Consider the following 19078-nt stretch of genomic DNA (forward strand, 5'->3'; position numbering starts at 1 on the left):
TGACGCCGGTGAACTCATCGGGAACTACGCGTGGTACCTATTAGTCGCCGAGCGCTCGTCGTCCGCGCACGGAAACCGGTATTCTTCAGAGCGATCGGTAGTCGCTGAAAGAACAGGTCGCGTTCGTTATCGGTCTCTGAATTCTACCGTGTAGCCGTTGTTGCGAAGTGCTTCAACGAGCTCATCATCAGGCTCGATTGTGAATTCGTGGAACGAGTTCGCCGGGCGATCTGTCGTGTACAGCTCCGAGTCAATGTTCTCGGGAATCTCATTCTGATGGGTGTCCTCGTGAACGACGACCGGTTGACTGGGAACGTGGTTGGAACCCCTGTGGTCTGCCATCTAGACATATCTCGTTACGGCTATTCGGCTATTTGTATTCCGATTCCGAGGTCGGTTGCGACGGCTGTTTGATAGTAGTACGGTACACGACACACCTGTGTGAGAGTCGTGAAACACGAGGTGTTCGGTGAGAGGGCTTGATGACGTGGGCGATGCGCTGGACGACGTTGAATCGTTGCTAGCGGACAGGGAGGCCGGGGCGGTTCAAGATTCCTTGTCGCGGCAACACCAGGTGCGGAGGTACGAAGCAGTTCACCAGTACGTTGTGGATTCATCTGCGCTCATGCACCGTGTGACTGCGACGGATGGACTGTTGACGGGTACTGCCTGTCCACCGGTAGTGGCGTTGGATTAGCCGATCAATCAGGCTCGGACTGCGCGCGCCGTATTCGCGCTTCGATGGTGACTGGTGGCAACGGGACCGTCTGGACGCTCGTTCGGAATGGGAATTATGTCTGTTGCGCCGCAATACCGGGTGTGTCCGGCACGGACGGTTCCGATGGGCCGCCGCCGTTCGAGGACGTCGTCGCGAGTGACGACATCGAACAGCGGGTCTACGATACGATTCTACAGGCTCGTGAGCCGACGTCGGTGGAAGCGATCGCCGATGCCGCCGACTGTGATCCGGAGACTGCGCAGGAACACCTGACCTGGTTCGCCGAGTTACGGATCGTCACACGTCACGACGGAGACCTGGTCACGTACGAACGAAATGACGCGTATTTCGACTGGCGACGCGTCAATGAACTGGCGGCGACGCACTCTGATGCGGAGCTGCGGGACCGCGTACGGGAGCTGGCGACGCGGATCTCCGAGTACGAGGAGCGGTACGACGCTGCGTCGCCGGCCGCAGTCAATGCGGTCGCCGTTGCAGAGGCGAGTGAGCGGTCGATTGACGAGGTGTACGTCGATCTCGGTGACTGGGCGACCGCGCAGGAACGGCGCGACCTGTGTGAACGCGCCCTGCGACAAGCCACTGACGACCGCGAGTGTGAGTCCGGGTAGCCGAAAAGCGAGGTAGTGACGATAGTCGGCTTGTGCTGTAGGTCGGTGCGAAATGCTGACGTGAGAGTATTCCGCGTTGCGGTTGGTCACTGGCGGTCGGGTGTCGATCCGCTCTCGATGTCGGACGAGTTACTGTCCGCCGACACCGATATTGTTCGACACGACGTACAGCACTGCGTGTCAACACGTGTTACTGACGCGACTTCGGCTGCGGTCATTGCGCTCGTCGTTTGGGGTGTCGGGCGGAGCAGTGGTCGGACGCCGCGTGAGTTGGTCCGCCCGACGCCGTTTCTCGGGGGCGCGATCGTCGCGTTCGTCATCGAATGCGTGTTCGCGCGGTGGCCGGCGCGCGCGGCTCGCTTGTGGCGACGACCGAGTGTCCGCGTCGGGTCACCGGTCGCGCTCCTGGTCGGGACGCTACTCGCGGCTCGGCGTAACAGCGATACGGCGTTTGCGGTGACGCTCGGTGGGCTCACCGGGTACTTCGCGTTGCTGCTCGGCATCGGTGCAGGCGTCGTTCCCGAGCCGGCGACGTGGTTCGAACGGGAGACCCGGGACACGCCTTCGTAAGGCTGTCCGCCGGTTCTGGAGAGTTCATTGTTCTCAGGCGATTCGAGGGGCGACCGAGAGTCGGCGCGAACGAATGAAGCCGGGCGTACCGGACGTACGGACTACTGTTTTTTAAGTAAATCCCGGATGAGGCAGAGGCTTTTACATAACCCTGTAATATGCCGCTTCGCTCCAGGAATGACAGACGCGAAACAACCCAGCACGATTACCGAGGAACTGGAAGAGGCGCTCGGTGATGCCGCACCGGCCGTGCAAGAAGCGTACGACGAGTTCTACGAGTGGATGCTTGAGAAGGGGAATAACCCGCGGCGGGAGATCGGTCTCAGTGAAGGGACGGCCGGGAACTACATGGACCGGCTCGACCTGTTTCACCGGTTCTCGATCACGTATCTTGAGCCGAGCGATCGCACGACGATCGACGGTAGTGACGCGCATACGCTGCTGCATCGAATTGACCGCGGCGAGATCACGAAGCGGCGAAGCGGGGACGAAGGCGGCGAGTACGGGGAGTCGGCGAAACGGGAGTTCAGTGACGCGGTACAGAAGTACTTCCAGTGGCGGTACCACGATGGATCGAGGGCGTCCGAGTGGAAGCCGAAGATCAACTTCAGTGACGGGCGCGGTGAGTCCGCGTACCGATTCACGTACCGCGAACTCGGGCTGATTCTGGAGGCGGCGGAGTCGTACGGGTCACTCCCCTCGTACTACGACGCGAGCGAGGAGGAACGCGACCGGGTTGACGGGCTCGTCGCACAGCGGCTCGGGCTTCCGAAAGAGGACGTGACGCGGAACGATTGGCTGCACGCGGATTGGAGCTCGAAGATCCACTCGCTCGTGACGGTCGGGTACGACGCGGGATTAGCGCCGATTGAGGTTGCGAACGCGGAGACGTCGTGGTACGATCCGCAGACGAAGACGCTCACGATCCCGACCGAGTACGCGTGTAAACAGCGGGAGAAACAAGTGGTCGCGTTATCGGACGAAAGCGCCGACGCGAACAGCGAATGGATGCGGGAACGACGGCACCTCGAAGCGTACGACGGGAGCAGCAAACTCTGGCTGAACAGAGAGGGGAACCCGTACCAATCGGGGAGTCTCTGTAACATCATCCGGAACCTGTGCGAGGCGGCCGGTGTCAAAACCGAGGGGCGGAAAGTCGTGTGGTATAGTCTCCGAAAGACGATGGGGCGGAACGTAACGGAGGAAGGCGAGTTATCGGAATCAAACGACCAACTGCGACACAATAGCTTGGAAACCACCCAGAGAGATTACAACCAAACGCCGGTTGAGAAATTGCAGGCGCGGCTGAATTCGACACGGCAGAAAGCAGAGCGAGCAGCGGCAGACCCGGAGTATAACCCGTACGAGGAAGCAGAGCCGGGTCGCGCCGCATCGCAATCGGCCTCGCCACAACAGCCGGCCCGAGAGTCCGACGAGTTGGCCAACGCGGTCACCACGACCGACGGCGGAACCCTACACGCGGACATCGAGGTGGAAGACACCACCAACGCCCGTGCCGAGATCGCCAGGCAACTCCTCGATAACGGCGACGACGACTGACGCGGTGTCGTCGCGGTTACCCCATCCGGTCTAACGCGTTCTTCCTGTCCTCGACGGGGACTTGGTCGTACTTCATCGTGGTCTCCGGGCTCCGGTGCCGGAGCTGCGTCTGCGCCGCTGCGAGCCCTTCCTCGCGCGTCATGTACGTCCCGGTGGAGTGCCGGATCGCGTACCAACTCAGCTGCCGGTTCTCCGTTGAGATGCCGGCGATCTCGCTGAGTCGATGCAGGATCTTCCGCAGCGACCCCGACTGGTACGGGTTACGCTGCCGCGTCAACCACGGCGCGTCGGTGTCGTCGTACTTATCGATCGTCGCCCGCTGATCGAGCCACCGACCCATCATCTCCACCGTCTGGTCTTGCAGCCCGACGACCCAGTTCTCGCTGTTCTTCGAGGACTGCTCTTTCGGGATGCGGAGGACGCCGTTCTCGGCGTCAACCCACGTCGTCCGCGCGCGCTCCACCTCGATCGGGCGGAGCCCGGCATCGAGGCTGGCTCCGACCAGACTCGGGATCTTCCAGCTGTTCGCCCGCGCCCAGTCTTCCGGGGTGACCTCGTCTTTCGGCTTCTGGAAGCGCTGTGCGAGGTACGCGTTCCACTTGTCGCGTTCGTCACCGTACGTGTTGTCTCGACTCGGAATGCTGCCGTATTCGAGCGACGCGTCGCGGATCATGGTCCGCTCTTGCCGGGTGAGGTAGTCTCGTGGCGTCGTTGACTGGTTTTTCTGAGAGAACGTGATCTCGGGTTCCCACTCGTCGGCTCCGCGTCGGTGATGCCGCCACTTGTACAGCATCATGACGGCCTTCCGGCACGCGTTCTTGTGGGCGTTCGACGACTCCTCGCCGGCTAGGTGCCGCAGGTACCCGTCGGCGTGGTCGTGCGTCAGGTTCGTCGTGTACCCGTCTTCTTGCTCCCACACCCACCGGTAGAACTGGTCCATCCGGGACGCCCGGTTCGACACCGTCGTTTTCGCGTACCCGTCGGCTCTCTCCGGCTCTTTCCCGAACGTCAACAGCCACTCCAGGCAGTGCTCGCGCTCGCTTCGATAGTCCAGGTACTGCCGCTCGTTGAGGAGGTCCTCAGTGGTGTTGGGAACGAGGTTGATGTCGTCGAAGGGGTCGGTTGCCCGGTCGGCGTCGTTCATTGCCTGCCCCTCGTGACGACAACCCGGGTGATTGCCCCTCGATTTCGTCGATCGCCGGACGGCAGCGGGTTTTGTCCAGTGAGGGCAGATGCCTCACTGGATCCCGGAATCGCCGGACGGCGGCGGGTTCGGTACGGCTTACGAATCGAATTGCCCGTGAACATGGGTTTACCTCTGGTTAGTTCACGGCGAAAACCGGGAGAAGGCGTCGGGGTGAAATGCTCCGGCGGGGATTTGAACCCCGGTCATTGCCTCGAGAGGGCAATATGATTGGCCGGACTACACTACCAGAGCGCACGCCTGTTTAACGCATTTTCAGATACGATTGGATATTGTAAAACAGTTCCGTTTCGACGGTGCCGTGCGCCGGTTTACCGTGACTCGGGGTCTCCCGACCGAGGCGAGACTGACGGGCCGAGAACGCGGGACGACGCGGCGCTCAAACGTCGACGGCGAACGGAGCCGACTCGGTCGCGCCGTCGGCGACGGCCGCGAGCAGATCGGCGACGGCGTCGAGGTCGTCGAGATCGACGACCTCCACGGGCGTGTGCATGTACCGGTTCGGGATCGAGACGTTGAGCGACGGGACGCCGCCTCGCGCGGTGTAAAAGGCGTCGGCGTCGGTGCCGGTCCGGGAGCCCGCCGCCTGCAGCTGGACGGGGACGTCGGCGTCCTCCGCAGCGTCGCGAGCGAGGGCGACGAGCGACGGGTGGTTCGCGCTCCCGCGGCCGATCACCGGGCCGGCGCCGAGCTCGACCGGGCCCTGGCGTTCGCGGTCGACGTCGGGGTTGTCGGTGGCGTGGGTGACGTCGACGGCGACGAACGCGTCGACGTCCTCGAGGTCGACGCCGACCATCCGAGCGCCTCGGAGACCGACCTCCTCTTGGACCGTGGAGACGGCGTAGACGGTCGCGTCGGCGTTGCGGTCGGCCGCGCGGCGGAGCCCCTCGGCGGCCGCCCACGTCCCCGTGCGGTTGTCGATCCCGCGGGCGGCGATCCGGTCGCCGACCAGCTCCTCGCAGTCAGTCGAGAAGGTGACCGGGTCGCCGACCTCGACGTGCTCGCGGGCCTCGGCGGCATCGGTCGCGCCGATGTCGACGAACTGTCCGGCGATCTCCTCGTACTCCTCATCCGACTGATCCCGGAGGTGGATCGCGGTCTGGCCGATCACGCCTTGGACGGGCTCGTCGGCGTGGACCGTGACGTGCTGGCCCTTCGAGACGGTGCGATCGGCGCCGCCGATCCGCGAGATCCGGAGAAATCCGTCGTCCAGAACGTCGCGAACGATGAACCCGATCTCGTCAGCGTGGCCGGCGAGGGCGACCGTCGGCGCGTCGGGGTCGCCCCGGTGGACGGCGACGGCGTTGCCGTAGGCGTCGACGGAGACGTCGTCCGCGAACCCTCGGACGTAGTCGGCCCAGACCCGCTGGCTCGGGGTCTCGAACCCGGAGGGACTGGCGGTCGCGAGCAGGTCGTCGAGGAACGTCCGGCCGCTCTCGTGCATGCACGCGAGTGACCGGGCGCCGGGCAAGAAAGCGCCGGTCCGCGCGTTCGTCGGAACGAATTCGTCCGGCGGGCGAGCGACGAGACCGCACCGGCCGCCGGCGACCGCGCCGCCACGCCTAAATCGTTGCCGTGCGAACGACGGGATATGGCAGATTCGTCAGTCACGCTGTTGGAGATCCACCTCGGCGACGGTGACATCGAGATCGGGCCGTTCGACCTGTTCAATGCGGGCGACGAGTCCGCGACGGACGCCGACTCGGAAGCAGAGGCGGAGGCGGAAGCGGAGGCGGACGCCGACGCCACCGACGACGACTCCGACGGCGGCGTTTCGGCGCGATCGGTCGCCGGTCTCCTGCTCGCGCTCGCCGCGCTCGTCGCAATTGCGGTCGGCGTCGTGAAGCTCCGCGGCGACGACGAAGTCCCGTCGGGCATCGCCGGCGACGAGTGACCGGAGCGACGCGGGCGCTCGCCGCCGAACCAACGCGGGCGCTCGTCGCCGAACCAACGCGGGCGCTCGTCTCCGAACCGACGCAAGCGATTTGAGGCGCGCACCCGTCTCCTTCGTATGGATATCCTCCGAAGCCTGCGCGCGGTCTCCGAGGCGTCCGGCACCGGCGTCGTCGACTGGGACCGGGCCGCGGCGGCCGCGAAGGCGAGCACGGACCCCGGCTCGGTCGCGCTCACACCGGGCGAGCGTGAGGGGTACGCCGCCGACGTCCGCGACGCCCGCACGCGGCTCGGCGAGGTCGCGGGGATCGCGTTCGACGTGCCCGACGAGATCGAGGTGCAGAATCGTCACCACTGGATCGACGCGAGCGTCGACACGTTCCGGAACGTGATGGCGCCGATCGAGGCGGCGGCGACGGGGCAGGCGAGCGCTCCCGGCGACGGGCGGCCCGCAGAGGGCGACTGGACGAGCGAGGGTCCGCTTGACCGGGTCCCGGATCCGTTCGGCGGAGGGCAAGGGAGCGCCGGCGGTGCCGGGGGCTCCGGTGAAATCGACGGTTTCGGCGGCCCGGGCGGTCCGATAGCCGCGTTCTCGCGCGACGTCTCGCGGATCGCCAACACCGGGACGATGGCGTTCGCGCTCGGCTTCCTCGCGCGGAACGTGCTCGGGCAGTACGACCCGCTGCTGCTCGCGGACGAGCCGGACGCGGACCACGGGCTCTACTTCGTCCACCCGAACATCGTGCGCGTCGCGGCGACGCTCGACGTCGACTACCCCCGGTTCCGCCGGTGGATCGCCTTCCACGAGGTGACGCACGCGGCCGAGTTCGGCGCGGCGCCGTGGCTGCCGGAGTACCTCGAGTCGCGCGTCGAGCGCGGCGTCGAAGGGCTCACCGCCGGCGAGGTGACTATCGGCGGGCTGGACACGGAGGCGTTCGCGGAGCTTCAGGCGGCGATGACGGCGGTCGAAGGGTACGCGGAGGTGCTGATGGACCGCGCGTTCGACGACGAGTACGCCGACCTGCGGCGCAAGCTCGACGAGCGCCGCGGGGGCGGCGGGCCGATCCGTCAGCTCGCGCAGCGCCTGCTCGGGCTGGGGATGAAGCGCCGCCAGTACGAGCGGGGCGCCGCCTTCTTCCGCCACGTCGCCGACGCCCGAGGGATCGAGGCCGCGGGCGCCGTCTGGGAACGCCCCGAGCATCTCCCGACCGCGTCCGAGCTCGACGACCCCGAGGCGTGGCTGACGCGGGTCGACCCGTGACGGCCGACGCCGCGGATCAGGACAGGTCGAGCGCTATCGGCGTCTCGCCGCCGAGGTTGTCGCTCACCGGACACCGCTGCTCGACGCGAGCGAGCCACTCCTCGCGGGTCTCGTCGTCGACCGGGTCGCCGTCTTGCGATCGCAGCTCCGCCTGAACCGACGCGCGGACCTCCTGAAAGCCGGCGCGCGAGTCGACGTCGGCGCCCTGGAACTTCGCCGGGTCGAGGTCGCCCTCGAGGTCGACGGTCAGTTCGGCGATTTCGATCGCCATCTCGTCCGCGACGACGCGGCCGACGATGCTCAGGCAGCCGCCGAGCGAGCCGAGCAGGTACTCGACCGGATTGGGGGCGGCGTCGGTGCCGCCGAGCGATTCCGGTTCGTCGATCACGAACTCGAAGTGGCGGGTCTCCGCGCGGACCCGGGTCCCCTCCTCCAGTTCGGTGTGGGCGTCGAACGTCGCGGTCTGCTGGGACGTGTCGCTCATACGCGTCGGTACGCGGCGCTCGGATATCAACGCGGGGGAGCGTTCTCACGTCCAGAGACCGGCTACGCCAGTCGCTTGTCGCGGAACGCCCGGATGACGTCTTGCCGGGCGATGATTCCGACGAGCCGGCCGTCGTCGTCGACGACCGGAACTCGATTGATGTCGGGGTCGTCGCCGACGAGCAGGTCGAGCACGTCGTCGATCGGAGCGTCGGGAGTCACCGTCGCCACGTCGGTGCTCATCACGTCGGAAATCGGGCGGTCGGCGTTCCGGACCATGTCCACGCCCAGGTCGAGGTCTCCCCACGGGGCCTTCACCTGATACGTGAGCGTGTCGACGAACGGGGGGAGTCCGATCGGGATCCACAGCGTCTCGTCGTCGGGCTCGAAGAGGTCGACGAGGTCCGACTCGGTGACGACGCCGACCACGCGGTCCTCGTCGTCGACGACGGGGAAGCCGCTGAACTCGTAGCGGGCGAACCTCTTGAACGCGTCGGCGACGTCGTCGTCGGGGGCGACCGTCTTCACCTCGGCCTCCATCAGGTCACGCGCTTGCATACGGTCGCCGACGCAGTCGGGGGCCGTAGGCGTTTCGACCGCCGAGAGATAAATCCGAATGACAATCGACTTACCAAACGGAACGATATATGTCAATCCGCGAGTGTTAGTCGGTATGGACGACTCGCGGCCCCGCGGCGGCGACCCGTTCGCCGGGCCGACCGCGAGCGTCGACGACGCGCAGCTCCGGCGGATCGGGGCCGTGCTCTGGGCGCTCGTGTTCTGCTCCGTGACGGCGGTGATCCTCTTTTCGGAGGGCCGCCTCGCCGGCCTCGGCTGGCGCGACGCGACGCTCATCGCCGTGCGGACGTTCGCCGGCGTCTTCGCCTTCTTCGCCGTGTTCCCGCTCATTTTAGCGGCGCTGTCGGTGCTCAGGCTGCGCTGAGGGAGTGTGGCGGTCGACGCGACCGAATCGGCGACATCGCCGGTCCCCGGACGGTCACTCTCCGGCCAGTGCGGTCGCGAGCGACGACGCTAGCTGTCGCTGAGCGCGTGAGTCCAATAAAGAAAGACCGCAAGGGGTCGGCCCGCGAGGGCCGATGGTTAGCGAGCGTGGTGAATCGCTGCTGCGTTACTCGGTACGCCGCGTCGCGAGGAGCGCAGCCGCGATGAGGGCCACGAGGGCCACGAGAGCGCCGAAGCCGGGCGTGGAGTCGTCGGTGCCGCCGTCGCCACCGTCTTCTCCGTCGCCACCGTCTTCGCCGTCGTCACCGTCGCCACCGTCGTCGCCGTCGCCACCGTCGTCGCCGTCGCCACCGTCACCGGAGGCTTCGATGGTCAGCGTGCCGGTCGCTTCGTCGTCCTCGGTGGCCACACCGTGCTCGTACTCGCCGGCGTCGAAATCGGACGTGTCCGCGGTGAACTCCACCGTGGTGTCCTCGCCGCCGGCGAGCGTGACGTCTTGGCTGTCGATCTCCTCGCCGTCGAGCGTGAGCGCGACGGACTGGGTGGCCTCCTGCTCGCCGGTGTTCCGGATCGTGGCCGAGACCGTGACCGAGTCGCCGGCCGTCGCGGTCGCCTCGGTCGGGTCTAGGTCTGAAACCTCAAACACTGCGGGCTCCTGCACCTGCTCGACGACTTCGCCGTCAGCTTCCAGCTCGTCGGTGAGCGGGGAGTTGCGGGTCGAAACGGTGAACGTGTCGTTCACGGTCTGCTCGCTGAAGTCGAACTCACCGGAGAACGTGCCGTCCGGCTGGACGACGACCCCCTCGGTGTTCTTGATGAACTCCGTCGCCGCATCGTCGCTGCGGACGCGGAGCGCGAGCTCCGTGCCGGGCGCGACGTTCATCTCGCAGGAGACGCTCTGGTCTTCGGCGTTCGTGACCTGGACGGGGTCGAGATCGAATGACCCGTCGGCCTCCTCGAGGTCGAAGGCCGCGTCGGCCGACTCGTACGCGTCCTCGATCTCCTCGTCGCTGTCGTCCTCGTCGGCGTCGGTCAGGAGCGTCGTCTCGATCGTGAAGTCGACGTCGTACTCGTCGCCGTCCTCGCCGCCGACGTCGCCGGCGCTGACGAAGACGTAGTACTCGCCGTTCGCGTCGTCGTACACGACGTCGAGGTCGTCGGCGGTGAGCTCGTCGCCGAGCTCGGCTTCGACGGCCTCCTGGTTCGCGCCGGGGTTCTGCTCGGTGAACGTCAGCGACACGGCGTCGGCCGAGGCCAACTCCTCGAGCGCCTCCGCGTTGCTGCCGCCCTGTGCGGCGAGCGCGCCTTCGAGACCGATCGCGTCGATCTGGTGGACCAACACGTCGCTCGGGTCGCCGAGGGCGGCCGTGTCCGTCTGCGTCACGACGTCGTCCTCGACGCCGGCGGTGATCGCTTCGACGGCGGCGTCCTCGCCGTCGTCGCTCTGGACGTCGACGACGTCGTCGCGAACGTCGGCGCTGGTGCGCCAGAGGACCATCTCGCCCGTGGAGCGCTCCTCGATGAGCAGCGTCCCGATGTCGCTCACGTCGTCGATCGCGTCCTCGGCGTCGCCGTCGTCGAGCCCGGTCGGGCTCGCGGAGACGGCGTAGTCGCCCGTGTCGAGCAGGTCGACCAGGTCGCCCCGCTCGCCGCCGAGGTCGACGTCATCATCGTCGTCGTCGGCCTCGACGACGGTACCGTCGTCGCGGCCGGCCGCGTACGTGTTGAACAGCACGGTGACTTCGCCGTCGTCGTTGCCGTCCTCGACGCTGATGTTGGCCTGATAGTTGTTCTCCTCGAAGTCGCCGATCACGACCGAGCCGGAGTCGGTATCGTCGAGCTCGACGGTGACCTCGGCGACGTCGCCCTGCGCGACGGTCGTCGTCCCGTCGGCGAGCGAGAGGTCGCCCTCGCCCGCTTCGGTCACGCTGATCGAGGCGGTGTCCGCGGCGGACGTGTCGGTCACGTCGAAGCTGAACTCGTACTCGCCCGTCGACAGGTCGTCGACGTCCGAGAACTCGGCGTCGAACGTGCCGTCGGTGACGCCTTCGAGGGTGATCTCGTCGTCGTCGTCGACGTTCGAGACGTCGAACTCGCCCTCGAAAAGCTGCTCGAGTTCGTCGTCGTCGAGGTCGCCGTCGGCGCTCACGTTGACGTCGTAGCTCCCGCGGTTCGACTCGATCTCGAGCTCGGCGTCGTCGTCGGACTGCACCGACTGCTCGTCGAACGCGGTGTCGAGGTCCTGAACCGCGACCTCGAAGGTCTCGGAGGGGGACATGTCCGCACCGGCACCGTCGAGGTAGTAGTCACCGGCGTCGAGGTCCTCGGTGTCGAAGACGACCGTCCCGCTCCCATCGGTTCTGAGCTCTTCGACGAAATCGGTATCACCGTCCCGGCTCTCACGGAGCGAGACGTCAGCGTCGGCGTCGAGACCGGTCACGCCGACGGTCTGGCCCTGCCAGAGGAGGTCGCCCTGGAGATCGGTGCCGCCGTTAGTGTAGAACTCGTCGACGTCGTAATCGTCGGCGTCGCCGGTCTGGAACGGTACGTCTTGGCCCTGAATGCTCGCGGCGACCGGAGTCGCCGCATCGTCGGGAGCGGCCGCCGCCGCGGGAGCGACCGCGAAGCCGACCGCGACCGCGGAGACGACCATGATCGCCGCGAAGAGGACCGCAGTCGCCTTCCCTCGATAAGTCGTGTCGTGTGTCATTATTGGTGTGTTGTCGTGTCGCGTTAGCAGCGTTCGCCGTCGCCTCGTGCCCGATCGTCGTTCCCGACACTGCGTCGAGTACACACCGGACTCGGCGCGGGTAGTCACGTACAACGCGTGGTAGGGGTACGCCGCCCGAAACACGGGCCGGTTCTTGTAAATACTTTGTGGGAATCGATCGACGGAAACGCCCTTCAAAAGGATTTCAGCCTTTCAAACGCCCGATTCGGGACAAATTACAAATTCGTTCCGGCGACTATCGTTCAGTAGCGACTACCGGAGACTACTCGTAACGCTTCAGCTACCGGAACTGAGTCCGATAAAGAAGGACTGCAAGGGGTCGGCCCACGAGGGCCGATGGTTAGCGAGTGTGGTGAATCGCTGCTGCGTTATTCGCTACGCCGCGTAGCGAGGAGCGCAGCCGCGATGAGGGCAACGAGCGCGACGAGCGCGCCGAAGCCGGGCGTGGAGTCGTCGGTGCCGCCGTCGCCACCGTCTTCTCCGTCACCGCCGTCTTCGCCGTCAGTGCCGTCGCCGCCGTCGTCGCCGTCGCCACCGTCGTCGCCGTCGCCACCGTCATCGCCGCCATCGTCGCCGGAGGTTTCGATGGTGAGCGTGCCGGTCGCTTCGTCGTCGTCGGTGGAGACACCGTGCTCGTAGTCACCAGCGTCGAGGCCGGACGTGTCGGCCGTGAATTCGACGGTGGTGCTGTCGCCGGGTGCGAGCGTGACTTCCTGGGTGTCGAGCTCGTCGCCGTCAAGCGTGAGCGCGACGTCCTGGCTTGCCTCACGGCCGCCAGTGTTCTCGATCGTGGCCGAAACCGTGACCGAGTCGCCAGCCGTCGCGGTGGCCTGAGCCGGGCTCAGGTCCGAGACCTCGAAGGTCGCGGGCTCCTGAACCTGCTCGACGACCGTCCCGTCGGATTCGGCGTCGAAGGCAGCCTGGCGGACCTCAGTGGTGAACGTGTCGTTCACCGAGGTCTCGCTGAAGTCGAAGGTCGCCTCGAACGTACCGTTGGGCGTGACGACGAGATCTTCGTCGTTGATGATGAAGCTCGTCGAGGCGTCATCGTCGCTGCGGACGCGCACGTCGAGTTCCGTTCCGGGCGCAACGTTAGTCGTGCCCGTGATGGACTGATCCTCGGCCGCTGCGACCTGGATCGAGTCCTCGTTGTCGTATTCGCCCTCGGCTTCCGCAACCGAGAACATAGCCGAGCTGTCGAGGAACGCGTCCTCGAAGTCGTCCTCATCGTCCTCTTCGAGGAGGTCGAGCAGACGCGCGTCCTGCACGTTCAGCTGGACCTCGTACTCGTCTTCATCCTCAAGATCCTCGTCGACAACGCTGTTCAGCTCGTCAGCGTTCGCGACGATGTAGTAGTTGTCCGTCTGGTCGTCGTAGACGACCGTGAAGGCGCTCTTGAACTGGCCCTCATCGAGATCCTCGTTCACGTCGATGGACGTGGTCGGCTCGTTCGGACCGGGGTTCTCAAGCTCGAGAGTCATCTCGAGCTGGTCCTCGCCACCGTTAGCGAGGTCAGAGTAACGGCTCTCGCTGTCGTAGTCGTTGGTCTGCTGAAGCAGGTGGTAGAACTGGTCGGTGCGGTCGCCCGCGCCGAGGTCCTCACTGTCAGCGCTCTCGAGGAGACCCTCGAGACCGGAGGCAGTGAACTGGTGGACGAGCACGTCGCTGCGGGTGCCGTCGTCGTCGACGGCGAGCGTGTCAGTCTGCGTGACGAGGTCGCCTTCGATGGCGCCCTCGATCAGCGAGACCGTCGCGCTCTCGTTCTCGTCGTCCAGCTCGTCAGCAATGTCGCCCTCGACGGACTGGCTGGTGCGCCAGAGCGCGAGGCTCGTCTCGGACCGCTCCTCAATCGAGAGCGAGGAGATCGAGTCCGGATCCTCGACCGTGTCGACGAAGCGCTGACCGTCCGTGTCGTTGGTGTACGGACCGACAGACACGTCGTACGTACCCGTGTCGAGGATGTCGTTCAGGTCGGTCTCACTGACGAGTTCGACATTAGCGTCGTCGTCCTCAGTGTAGACAACATCGTTCGCGTCGGCACCGGAGCCGGCCGCGTACGTGTTGAAGAGAAGGACAACCTCGTCGTCCTCGTCGTCTTCAACGGTGACGTTGGCCTGGTAGCCGTCGTCCTCTTCGTTACCGATCACGAGGGTACCCTCGTCGGTGTTGTCGAGTTCGACGGTGATGGCCGCGACGTCACCCTGCGAAGTCACGACCGAGTCGGCGATGTCGCCCTCGCCATCCTCGGCCTCAGTGACGTTAATCGAGGCGGTGTCGGCGGCCTCGGTGTCGGTCACTTCGAAGTCGAAGTCGTACTCGCCCTGGTCAATGTCGGTGAAGTTAGCCGCGTAGTCACCGTCAGAGACGTTGTTGAGCGTCGCGATTTCCTCGTCCTCGTCTTCGAGGGTGATGTCCGAAACGCTGTCGGTGAAGATCGACTGGATCTCCGTGTCGTCGAGACCGCTCGCGCTGACGTTCAGCGAGTAGGTCCCGCGGTTGGAATCGATCTCGAGGTCGACTTCCTCACCCTCTTCGACATCGTCTTCGTCCCACTCAGTCGAGAGGCTTTGGGTGGAGACCTCGAACTCGGTGGCTGCCTCGTCGTCGATACCCGGACCACGGAGGAAGTAGTCACCAGTTTCGAGGTCACCAGTGTCGATGGTGTACTCGCCGGCATCACTCGAGGAGAACTGCTCAACGGGGCTGCTCCCGGTGATGGAACCGTCGGAGCTGTCCCGGTCAGTGACCTCACGGAGCTGGTAGTCGGAATTACCGTAGAGGCCATCAACGTCGATGTCCTGACCCGCGTAGTACAGATCCGAGTCGGGCGTGTAGGACGGGGTAACGGTTGCGCTGGCATCTAGCGTGATGTCAGCGGCACTAGCATCCCCACCACTGATGTCAGCGGTGGTCGTAGCGGCCGGGAAGCCGTCCGCAATAGCTTCGACCTCAGTGCTGGAGGTAGTGTCGATATTAGAGATATCGCCTACCGTAACGGTGTACTCACCGTTGCTGTTAGTGGTTGCCTCGTCACCGGTCGCGGTGACGGTCACGGTCGCACCCTCAACAGGATCAGGACCGGCGGTATCAGTGACAGTCCCGCTGATGTCTACGGGATCAATCGTGTAATCAGCGGTTTCTGTGTCAGCGGCGGCCGCGGGGCTACCACTGTCATCAGCGTGGATGCCGATCGTAGCGGTGTAGTCGCCGGCAACGTCAGGGTTGACGACCGGGTTGGTGCCACCTAGGGTGACCTCTACACTATCGCCAGAGGACGGCGTCTGTTGACTGCTCAATGCGACGATGACTGTGTCACCGTCTGCAGAGACCCCAGACACCGCTGCAGCGCCGCCAGCAACGGAGACTGTCGCGTCATCATTGCTTACAACAGCGCTGGTATCTGCCTCGGAACCGAGGTCAACGGAGATATAACTGAATGCTGTACCATCTGAAGTGAAGTCCGCCGAGTAGGCAGACGATACGCCCACGATGGACGAGTCGTCCGCAGTGACGGAGCCAGAGTCATCCTGAATAGCTGCCGCCGGCGCTGCCGCAAAGCCGACTGCAACCATGGAGATGACCATGACTGCTGTGAAGAAGACCGCGCTAGCCTTCTTGCGTGTATTGTCGTTTGTCATTGTGTGTTGTGTTGTCTGCGTCGCGTCGGCAGCTTTCTCCTCACCTCAGTCGCCCGATCGTCGTTCGACCTACATCGCATCGAGGGCACCACCGGACTCGGCTGCGGACTACTTGCTCCCCACGCTCGGATAGGGGTACTGCACTCAGAACGTGTGGCGGTCTTGGTAAATACTTTGTGTCTATCTCACCCCGTGTTAAGTCCTACCAAACGGTAGTAGAGGGCCTCAGACACTATATTTCGGATATGTATTATTGTCAGTTAATTAACTGCAAACAGCGATAAATATGATATTACTAACCTTACGAGCATACGAGCGGTGCATCGAGAACGTCACTGACAGGGCCGAGCAGCCCGCTCCCGAAATCCTTACTGGGGTGCGCCGAGTACATAAAATAGAGCCCGCAGTGGGGCATCGTGCCAGTCTTTTGGATAGGGGACCACAGCGGTGCCCTGCTGGTCACTCGACACGCGCAGGTCGCGTCGGGCTCACTCGGACCCCCTCGCTTTGCCGCCCTCCGGTTACGTCTCGTCGAATGTTGCTAGAGTGCCGCCGCTCTCGAGCCGAACTACTGCTGATACGCCATGAGACGTAGCTCCCACACGAGCGCACTCCTCGCGCCGGACTGGGCGTTTCGGATGGCGACGCGACCGATCGGTGAGCGTGGAAACCGTCGCTACTGCTTGACATACTGTCGAAGAATCGAAACTTTTTCACCGCGCGAACGGGAAACACGATGTAGGGACCAATGGTCCCTGCTGAGGACAGGACTCCCTCTCCCCCAAGCCCCTACCACCTGTCCTCTCTCGGATTCTGTCCCGCGACGCGGAGCGAATGCTCACCGACCTCAACCCGATCAGAGCAGACGTAGTTAGCGAGCGACTCGTATCGCTTTGGTCTCGTGCGTACGTGAGGACTGCAAACGATATTTAGCAGCGGAATATACGTATTTGTAAGTTCTTAATGGTAATAAGAATCTAATACGGCCCTAAAGCGTCTAAGATCGGATTTGTAGGGATATTCCCGTAGGAATTAGAACGCCATTATTAATTCAGATGACGTTTGAAGGCTGCTTTCGACCGAAACAGCTAACATTAGGACATGACTATATCCGCCCGGGCAGAACCAGCCCTTCAGGCGACGGGGACCTAGTTCTTTGGTAGAGGCTGTCCCCGTCGTCTGTGAGTTGCCGTGCGTTCCGCACATCGGCCCGATAACGCGACGAGACGGCGTCTAAATCTACTGCATGCTACGTCAACAAGCTTTCCCCGCGAGCCGAAGCGCCGCCGATTTCGTCGCGAGCACGCGCTCGAGTCCGCCGAGCGATGTCCGATGACCGCCGCCCGGGCTCTCACGCGATCGACGACAGTCGCCGAGCGCCACGTCGGTCGATACCGCGTGTGAACAGAGCGGCCACGTCAACGCTGTCCACGCGGGAACTGGATCGGCCTGCACGAGAGGGAGATTCGCGTGTCCACTGCATCGGTCTCCTCGCGACGTCGTCGGAGAGCCGAATAAAAGAGCTTCACCGAGCCGGGTGGCGCGACAGAGCTCGTTCGCGACTCGGACCGGCCCGCCTCCAGTTGGACGCCGAGCGCGGGCGGGTCCGAGTCGGCCCTGTGGGTACGCCGCCCGCGCAGTGTCTGGAAGTGTAGCAGGCATCACGACAACCGCCTGGTGGTACTCCGCGGGCCGAGAGACGCGCGCTGGCCGGAGACACCGACGGTTCACTACTTGGGTTCGCGACGCCAAAGACCACGGAGTCGAAACGAACGTCCGGACCACTGCGCGTCGACGCGCGGTCGTTCGCGTTTCGGTCGGCCGTAGTCGGGTTCGGCGTCTCGGCGGCGGCCTCGTGAGCCGTCGCTCGCCGAGCGGCGCGTCGTAATAAAGAGGTGCCGCGAGGGGTCGGCCCGCGAGGGCCGATAGTTAGCGAGTGTGGTGAATCGCTGCTGCGTTACTCGGTACGCCGCGTAGCGAGGAGCGCAGCAGCGATGAGGGCCACGAGGGCCACGAGCGCGCCGAAGCCGGGCGTGGAGTCGTCGGTGCCGCCGTCGCCACCGTCTTCTCCGTCGCCGCCGTCTTCGCCGTCAGTGCCGTCTTCACCGTCGGTACCGTCCTCGCCGTCGGTACCGTCGTCACCATCCATGCCGCCTTCGGTTTCGATGGTGAGCGTGCCGGTCGCTTCGTCGTCGTCGGTGGAGACACCGTGCTCGTAGTCACCGGCCTCGAGTCCGGACGTGTCGGCCGTGAACTCGACGGTCTGGCTGTCGCCACCAGCGAGGGTGACCTCTTGTGTGTCGAGCTCGTCGCCGTCAAGCGTGAGCGCGACAGACTGGGTGCCCTCGGCTTCACCGGTGTTCTCGATCGTGGCCGAAACCGTGACCGAGTCGCCAGCCGTCGCGGTGGCCTGAGCCGGGCTCAGGTCCGAGACCTCGAAGACCGCAGGCTCCTGAACCTGCTCGACGACCGTACCGTCGGACTCGGCCTCAAAGGCCGCCTGACGGACCGTGGCTTCGAACGTGTCGTTCACTGCGGTGTCGCTGAGGTCGAAGGTCGCCTCCCAGGTACCGTTCGGCGTCACGACGATGTCTTCGTCGTTCTGGATGAAGCTCGTCGAGGCGTCGTCGTCACTGCGGACGCGCACGTCGAGCTCCGTCCCGGGCGCGACGTTGGTCGTGCCCGTGATGGACTGATCCTCGGCGTTCGTCACCTGGATCTCGTCCTCGTTGTCGAACTCGCCGTCAGCCTCTGCGACCGTGAACGAGGCCGAGTTCTCGAGGAACTCCTCTTCGAAGTCGTCCTCGTCGTCCTCATCGACGATGTCGAGGAGACGGGCGTCCTGCACGTTTATCTGGACCTCGTACTGGTCCTCGTCTTCCATCTGAACGTCGTCGTCAACGGCGTTGTTCAGATTGTCGATGTCGGTGACGATGAAGTGGGTGTCCGTCTCGTCGTCGTAGACGACCGTGAACACGTCCGAGAACTCGGACTGACTGACGTCGTTCGCGAGTTCGTTCGCGTCGATGGACGTGGTCGGCTCGTTCGGACCGGGGTTATCCAGCTCGAACACTAGTTCGAGCTGGTCCTGGTCATCCTCCGCGGCGTTGCCGTTCTCGTACTCGCCGTTATCCTGCTGGAGCAGCTGGTAGAGCGCGGCGGTGCTCTCGACGCTGCCGAGGTTTTCACCGCTGGCGCTCGCGAGCGGACCCTCGAGGCCGGGGGCGGTGAACTGGTGAACGAGCACGTCGCTGCGAGTGCCGTCGTCGTCGACGGCGATCGTGTCGGTCTGCGTGACCAGGTCGCCTTCGATGGCGCCGTTGATCAGCTCGACCGTCGCGCTCTCGTTCTCGTCGTCGAGCTCGTCGGCGATGTCGGACTCGACGCTCTCGCTGGTCCGCCAGAGCGCGAGCGACGTGTCACCGCGC

At 64.7% G+C, this 19078-nt stretch carries 14 protein-coding genes and 1 tRNA gene; 6 read left to right on the forward strand and 9 right to left on the reverse strand.

The window, feature by feature from the left end; all coding sequences use genetic code 11:
* Positions 1-126: 126 nt before the first annotated feature.
* Positions 127-342: a hypothetical protein gene (locus tag DJ82_RS06965; protein ID WP_094581422.1), complete on the reverse strand. Its 216-nt coding sequence runs from the start codon at positions 340-342 to the stop codon at positions 127-129.
* 477 nt (positions 343-819) lie between these two features.
* Between DJ82_RS06965 and DJ82_RS06970 the strand changes: the two genes are divergently transcribed.
* The 3 genes from DJ82_RS06970 to DJ82_RS06980 all read left to right on the forward strand — a co-directional run bounded on the left by DJ82_RS06970 (position 820) and on the right by DJ82_RS06980 (position 3477).
* On the forward strand, positions 820-1347 hold the full coding sequence (locus DJ82_RS06970) for a sugar-specific transcriptional regulator TrmB (protein ID WP_094581423.1): 528 nt from the start codon (positions 820-822) through the stop codon (positions 1345-1347).
* Positions 1348-1464: 117 nt separating this feature from the next.
* Positions 1465-1917, forward strand: coding sequence for a hypothetical protein (locus tag DJ82_RS06975; protein WP_094581424.1), 453 nt, complete (start codon positions 1465-1467; stop codon positions 1915-1917).
* 177 nt (positions 1918-2094) lie between these two features.
* On the forward strand, positions 2095-3477 hold the full coding sequence (locus tag DJ82_RS06980) for a site-specific integrase (RefSeq protein ID WP_094581425.1): 1383 nt from the start codon (positions 2095-2097) through the stop codon (positions 3475-3477).
* A 16-nt stretch (positions 3478-3493) separates the two neighbouring features.
* Here DJ82_RS06980 and DJ82_RS06985 read toward each other — a convergent pair whose 3' ends face one another.
* The 3 genes from DJ82_RS06985 to DJ82_RS06995 all read right to left on the reverse strand — a co-directional run bounded on the left by DJ82_RS06985 (position 3494) and on the right by DJ82_RS06995 (position 6125).
* Entirely contained in the window at positions 3494-4621 is a 1128-nt protein-coding gene (locus DJ82_RS06985) for a site-specific integrase (protein ID WP_094581426.1), read from the reverse strand.
* A 219-nt stretch (positions 4622-4840) separates the two neighbouring features.
* A tRNA-Glu gene (locus tag DJ82_RS06990) sits at positions 4841-4915 on the reverse strand.
* A 145-nt stretch (positions 4916-5060) separates the two neighbouring features.
* The gene (locus DJ82_RS06995; RefSeq protein ID WP_094522946.1) at positions 5061-6125 is read right to left on the reverse strand and encodes a M20/M25/M40 family metallo-hydrolase; all 1065 of its coding nucleotides are present in this window, start codon (positions 6123-6125) and stop codon (positions 5061-5063) included.
* Positions 6126-6272: 147 nt separating this feature from the next.
* Between DJ82_RS06995 and DJ82_RS07000 the strand changes: the two genes are divergently transcribed.
* On the forward strand, positions 6273-6575 hold the full coding sequence (locus DJ82_RS07000) for a hypothetical protein (RefSeq protein ID WP_141211973.1): 303 nt from the start codon (positions 6273-6275) through the stop codon (positions 6573-6575).
* A 117-nt stretch (positions 6576-6692) separates the two neighbouring features.
* On the forward strand, positions 6693-7835 hold the full coding sequence (locus tag DJ82_RS07005; protein WP_094557340.1) for a zinc-dependent metalloprotease: 1143 nt from the start codon (positions 6693-6695) through the stop codon (positions 7833-7835).
* Between the two features lie 16 nt (positions 7836-7851).
* On the opposite strand, the gene DJ82_RS07010 is transcribed toward DJ82_RS07005, so the two are convergent.
* Both DJ82_RS07010 and DJ82_RS07015 read right to left on the reverse strand, forming a co-directional pair.
* Positions 7852-8319 carry an OsmC family protein gene (locus DJ82_RS07010; protein WP_094581427.1) on the reverse strand — a complete coding sequence of 156 codons (468 nt, stop codon included), beginning with the start codon at positions 8317-8319 and terminating at the stop codon, positions 7852-7854.
* Between the two features lie 62 nt (positions 8320-8381).
* Entirely contained in the window at positions 8382-8876 is a 495-nt protein-coding gene (locus DJ82_RS07015) for an HPP family protein (protein WP_094581428.1), read from the reverse strand.
* A 115-nt stretch (positions 8877-8991) separates the two neighbouring features.
* Between DJ82_RS07015 and DJ82_RS07020 the strand changes: the two genes are divergently transcribed.
* Positions 8992-9261, forward strand: a complete 270-nt coding sequence (locus tag DJ82_RS07020) for a hypothetical protein (protein WP_094581429.1) — start codon at positions 8992-8994, stop codon at positions 9259-9261.
* A 186-nt stretch (positions 9262-9447) separates the two neighbouring features.
* Here DJ82_RS07020 and DJ82_RS07025 read toward each other — a convergent pair whose 3' ends face one another.
* From DJ82_RS07025 to DJ82_RS07035, 3 genes are all read right to left on the reverse strand, one after another.
* Positions 9448-11991 carry a BGTF surface domain-containing protein gene (locus DJ82_RS07025; protein WP_094581430.1) on the reverse strand — a complete coding sequence of 848 codons (2544 nt, stop codon included), beginning with the start codon at positions 11989-11991 and terminating at the stop codon, positions 9448-9450.
* Between the two features lie 389 nt (positions 11992-12380).
* On the reverse strand, positions 12381-15650 hold the full coding sequence (locus DJ82_RS07030; protein WP_094581431.1) for a carboxypeptidase-like regulatory domain-containing protein: 3270 nt from the start codon (positions 15648-15650) through the stop codon (positions 12381-12383).
* 1957 nt (positions 15651-17607) lie between these two features.
* Positions 17608-19078, reverse strand: a 1471-nt coding sequence (locus tag DJ82_RS07035; RefSeq protein ID WP_143420521.1) for a BGTF surface domain-containing protein, incomplete at its 5' end; no start/stop codon positions are given.

Source organism: Halorubrum sp. Ib24, from assembly GCF_002252745.1.
Lineage (GTDB): Archaea > Halobacteriota > Halobacteria > Halobacteriales > Haloferacaceae > Halorubrum.

Excerpts from the sequence above, each read along its gene's own strand:
- DJ82_RS06965 (WP_094581422.1), bottom strand. The coding sequence starts at position 342 with ATGGCAGACCACAGGGGTTCCAACCACGTTCCCAGTCAACCGGTCGTC.
- DJ82_RS06975 (WP_094581424.1), top strand. The coding sequence starts at position 1,465 with ATGTCGGACGAGTTACTGTCCGCCGACACCGATATTGTTCGACACGAC.
- DJ82_RS06980 (WP_094581425.1), top strand. The coding sequence starts at position 2,095 with ATGACAGACGCGAAACAACCCAGCACGATTACCGAGGAACTGGAAGAG.
- DJ82_RS06985 (WP_094581426.1), bottom strand. The coding sequence starts at position 4,621 with ATGAACGACGCCGACCGGGCAACCGACCCCTTCGACGACATCAACCTC.
- DJ82_RS06995 (WP_094522946.1), bottom strand. The coding sequence starts at position 6,125 with ATGCACGAGAGCGGCCGGACGTTCCTCGACGACCTGCTCGCGACCGCC.
- DJ82_RS07000 (WP_141211973.1), top strand. The coding sequence starts at position 6,273 with ATGGCAGATTCGTCAGTCACGCTGTTGGAGATCCACCTCGGCGACGGT.
- DJ82_RS07005 (WP_094557340.1), top strand. The coding sequence starts at position 6,693 with ATGGATATCCTCCGAAGCCTGCGCGCGGTCTCCGAGGCGTCCGGCACC.
- DJ82_RS07010 (WP_094581427.1), bottom strand. The coding sequence starts at position 8,319 with ATGAGCGACACGTCCCAGCAGACCGCGACGTTCGACGCCCACACCGAA.
- DJ82_RS07015 (WP_094581428.1), bottom strand. The coding sequence starts at position 8,876 with ATGCAAGCGCGTGACCTGATGGAGGCCGAGGTGAAGACGGTCGCCCCC.
- DJ82_RS07020 (WP_094581429.1), top strand. The coding sequence starts at position 8,992 with ATGGACGACTCGCGGCCCCGCGGCGGCGACCCGTTCGCCGGGCCGACC.
- DJ82_RS07025 (WP_094581430.1), bottom strand. The coding sequence starts at position 11,991 with ATGACACACGACACGACTTATCGAGGGAAGGCGACTGCGGTCCTCTTC.
- DJ82_RS07030 (WP_094581431.1), bottom strand. The coding sequence starts at position 15,650 with ATGACAAACGACAATACACGCAAGAAGGCTAGCGCGGTCTTCTTCACA.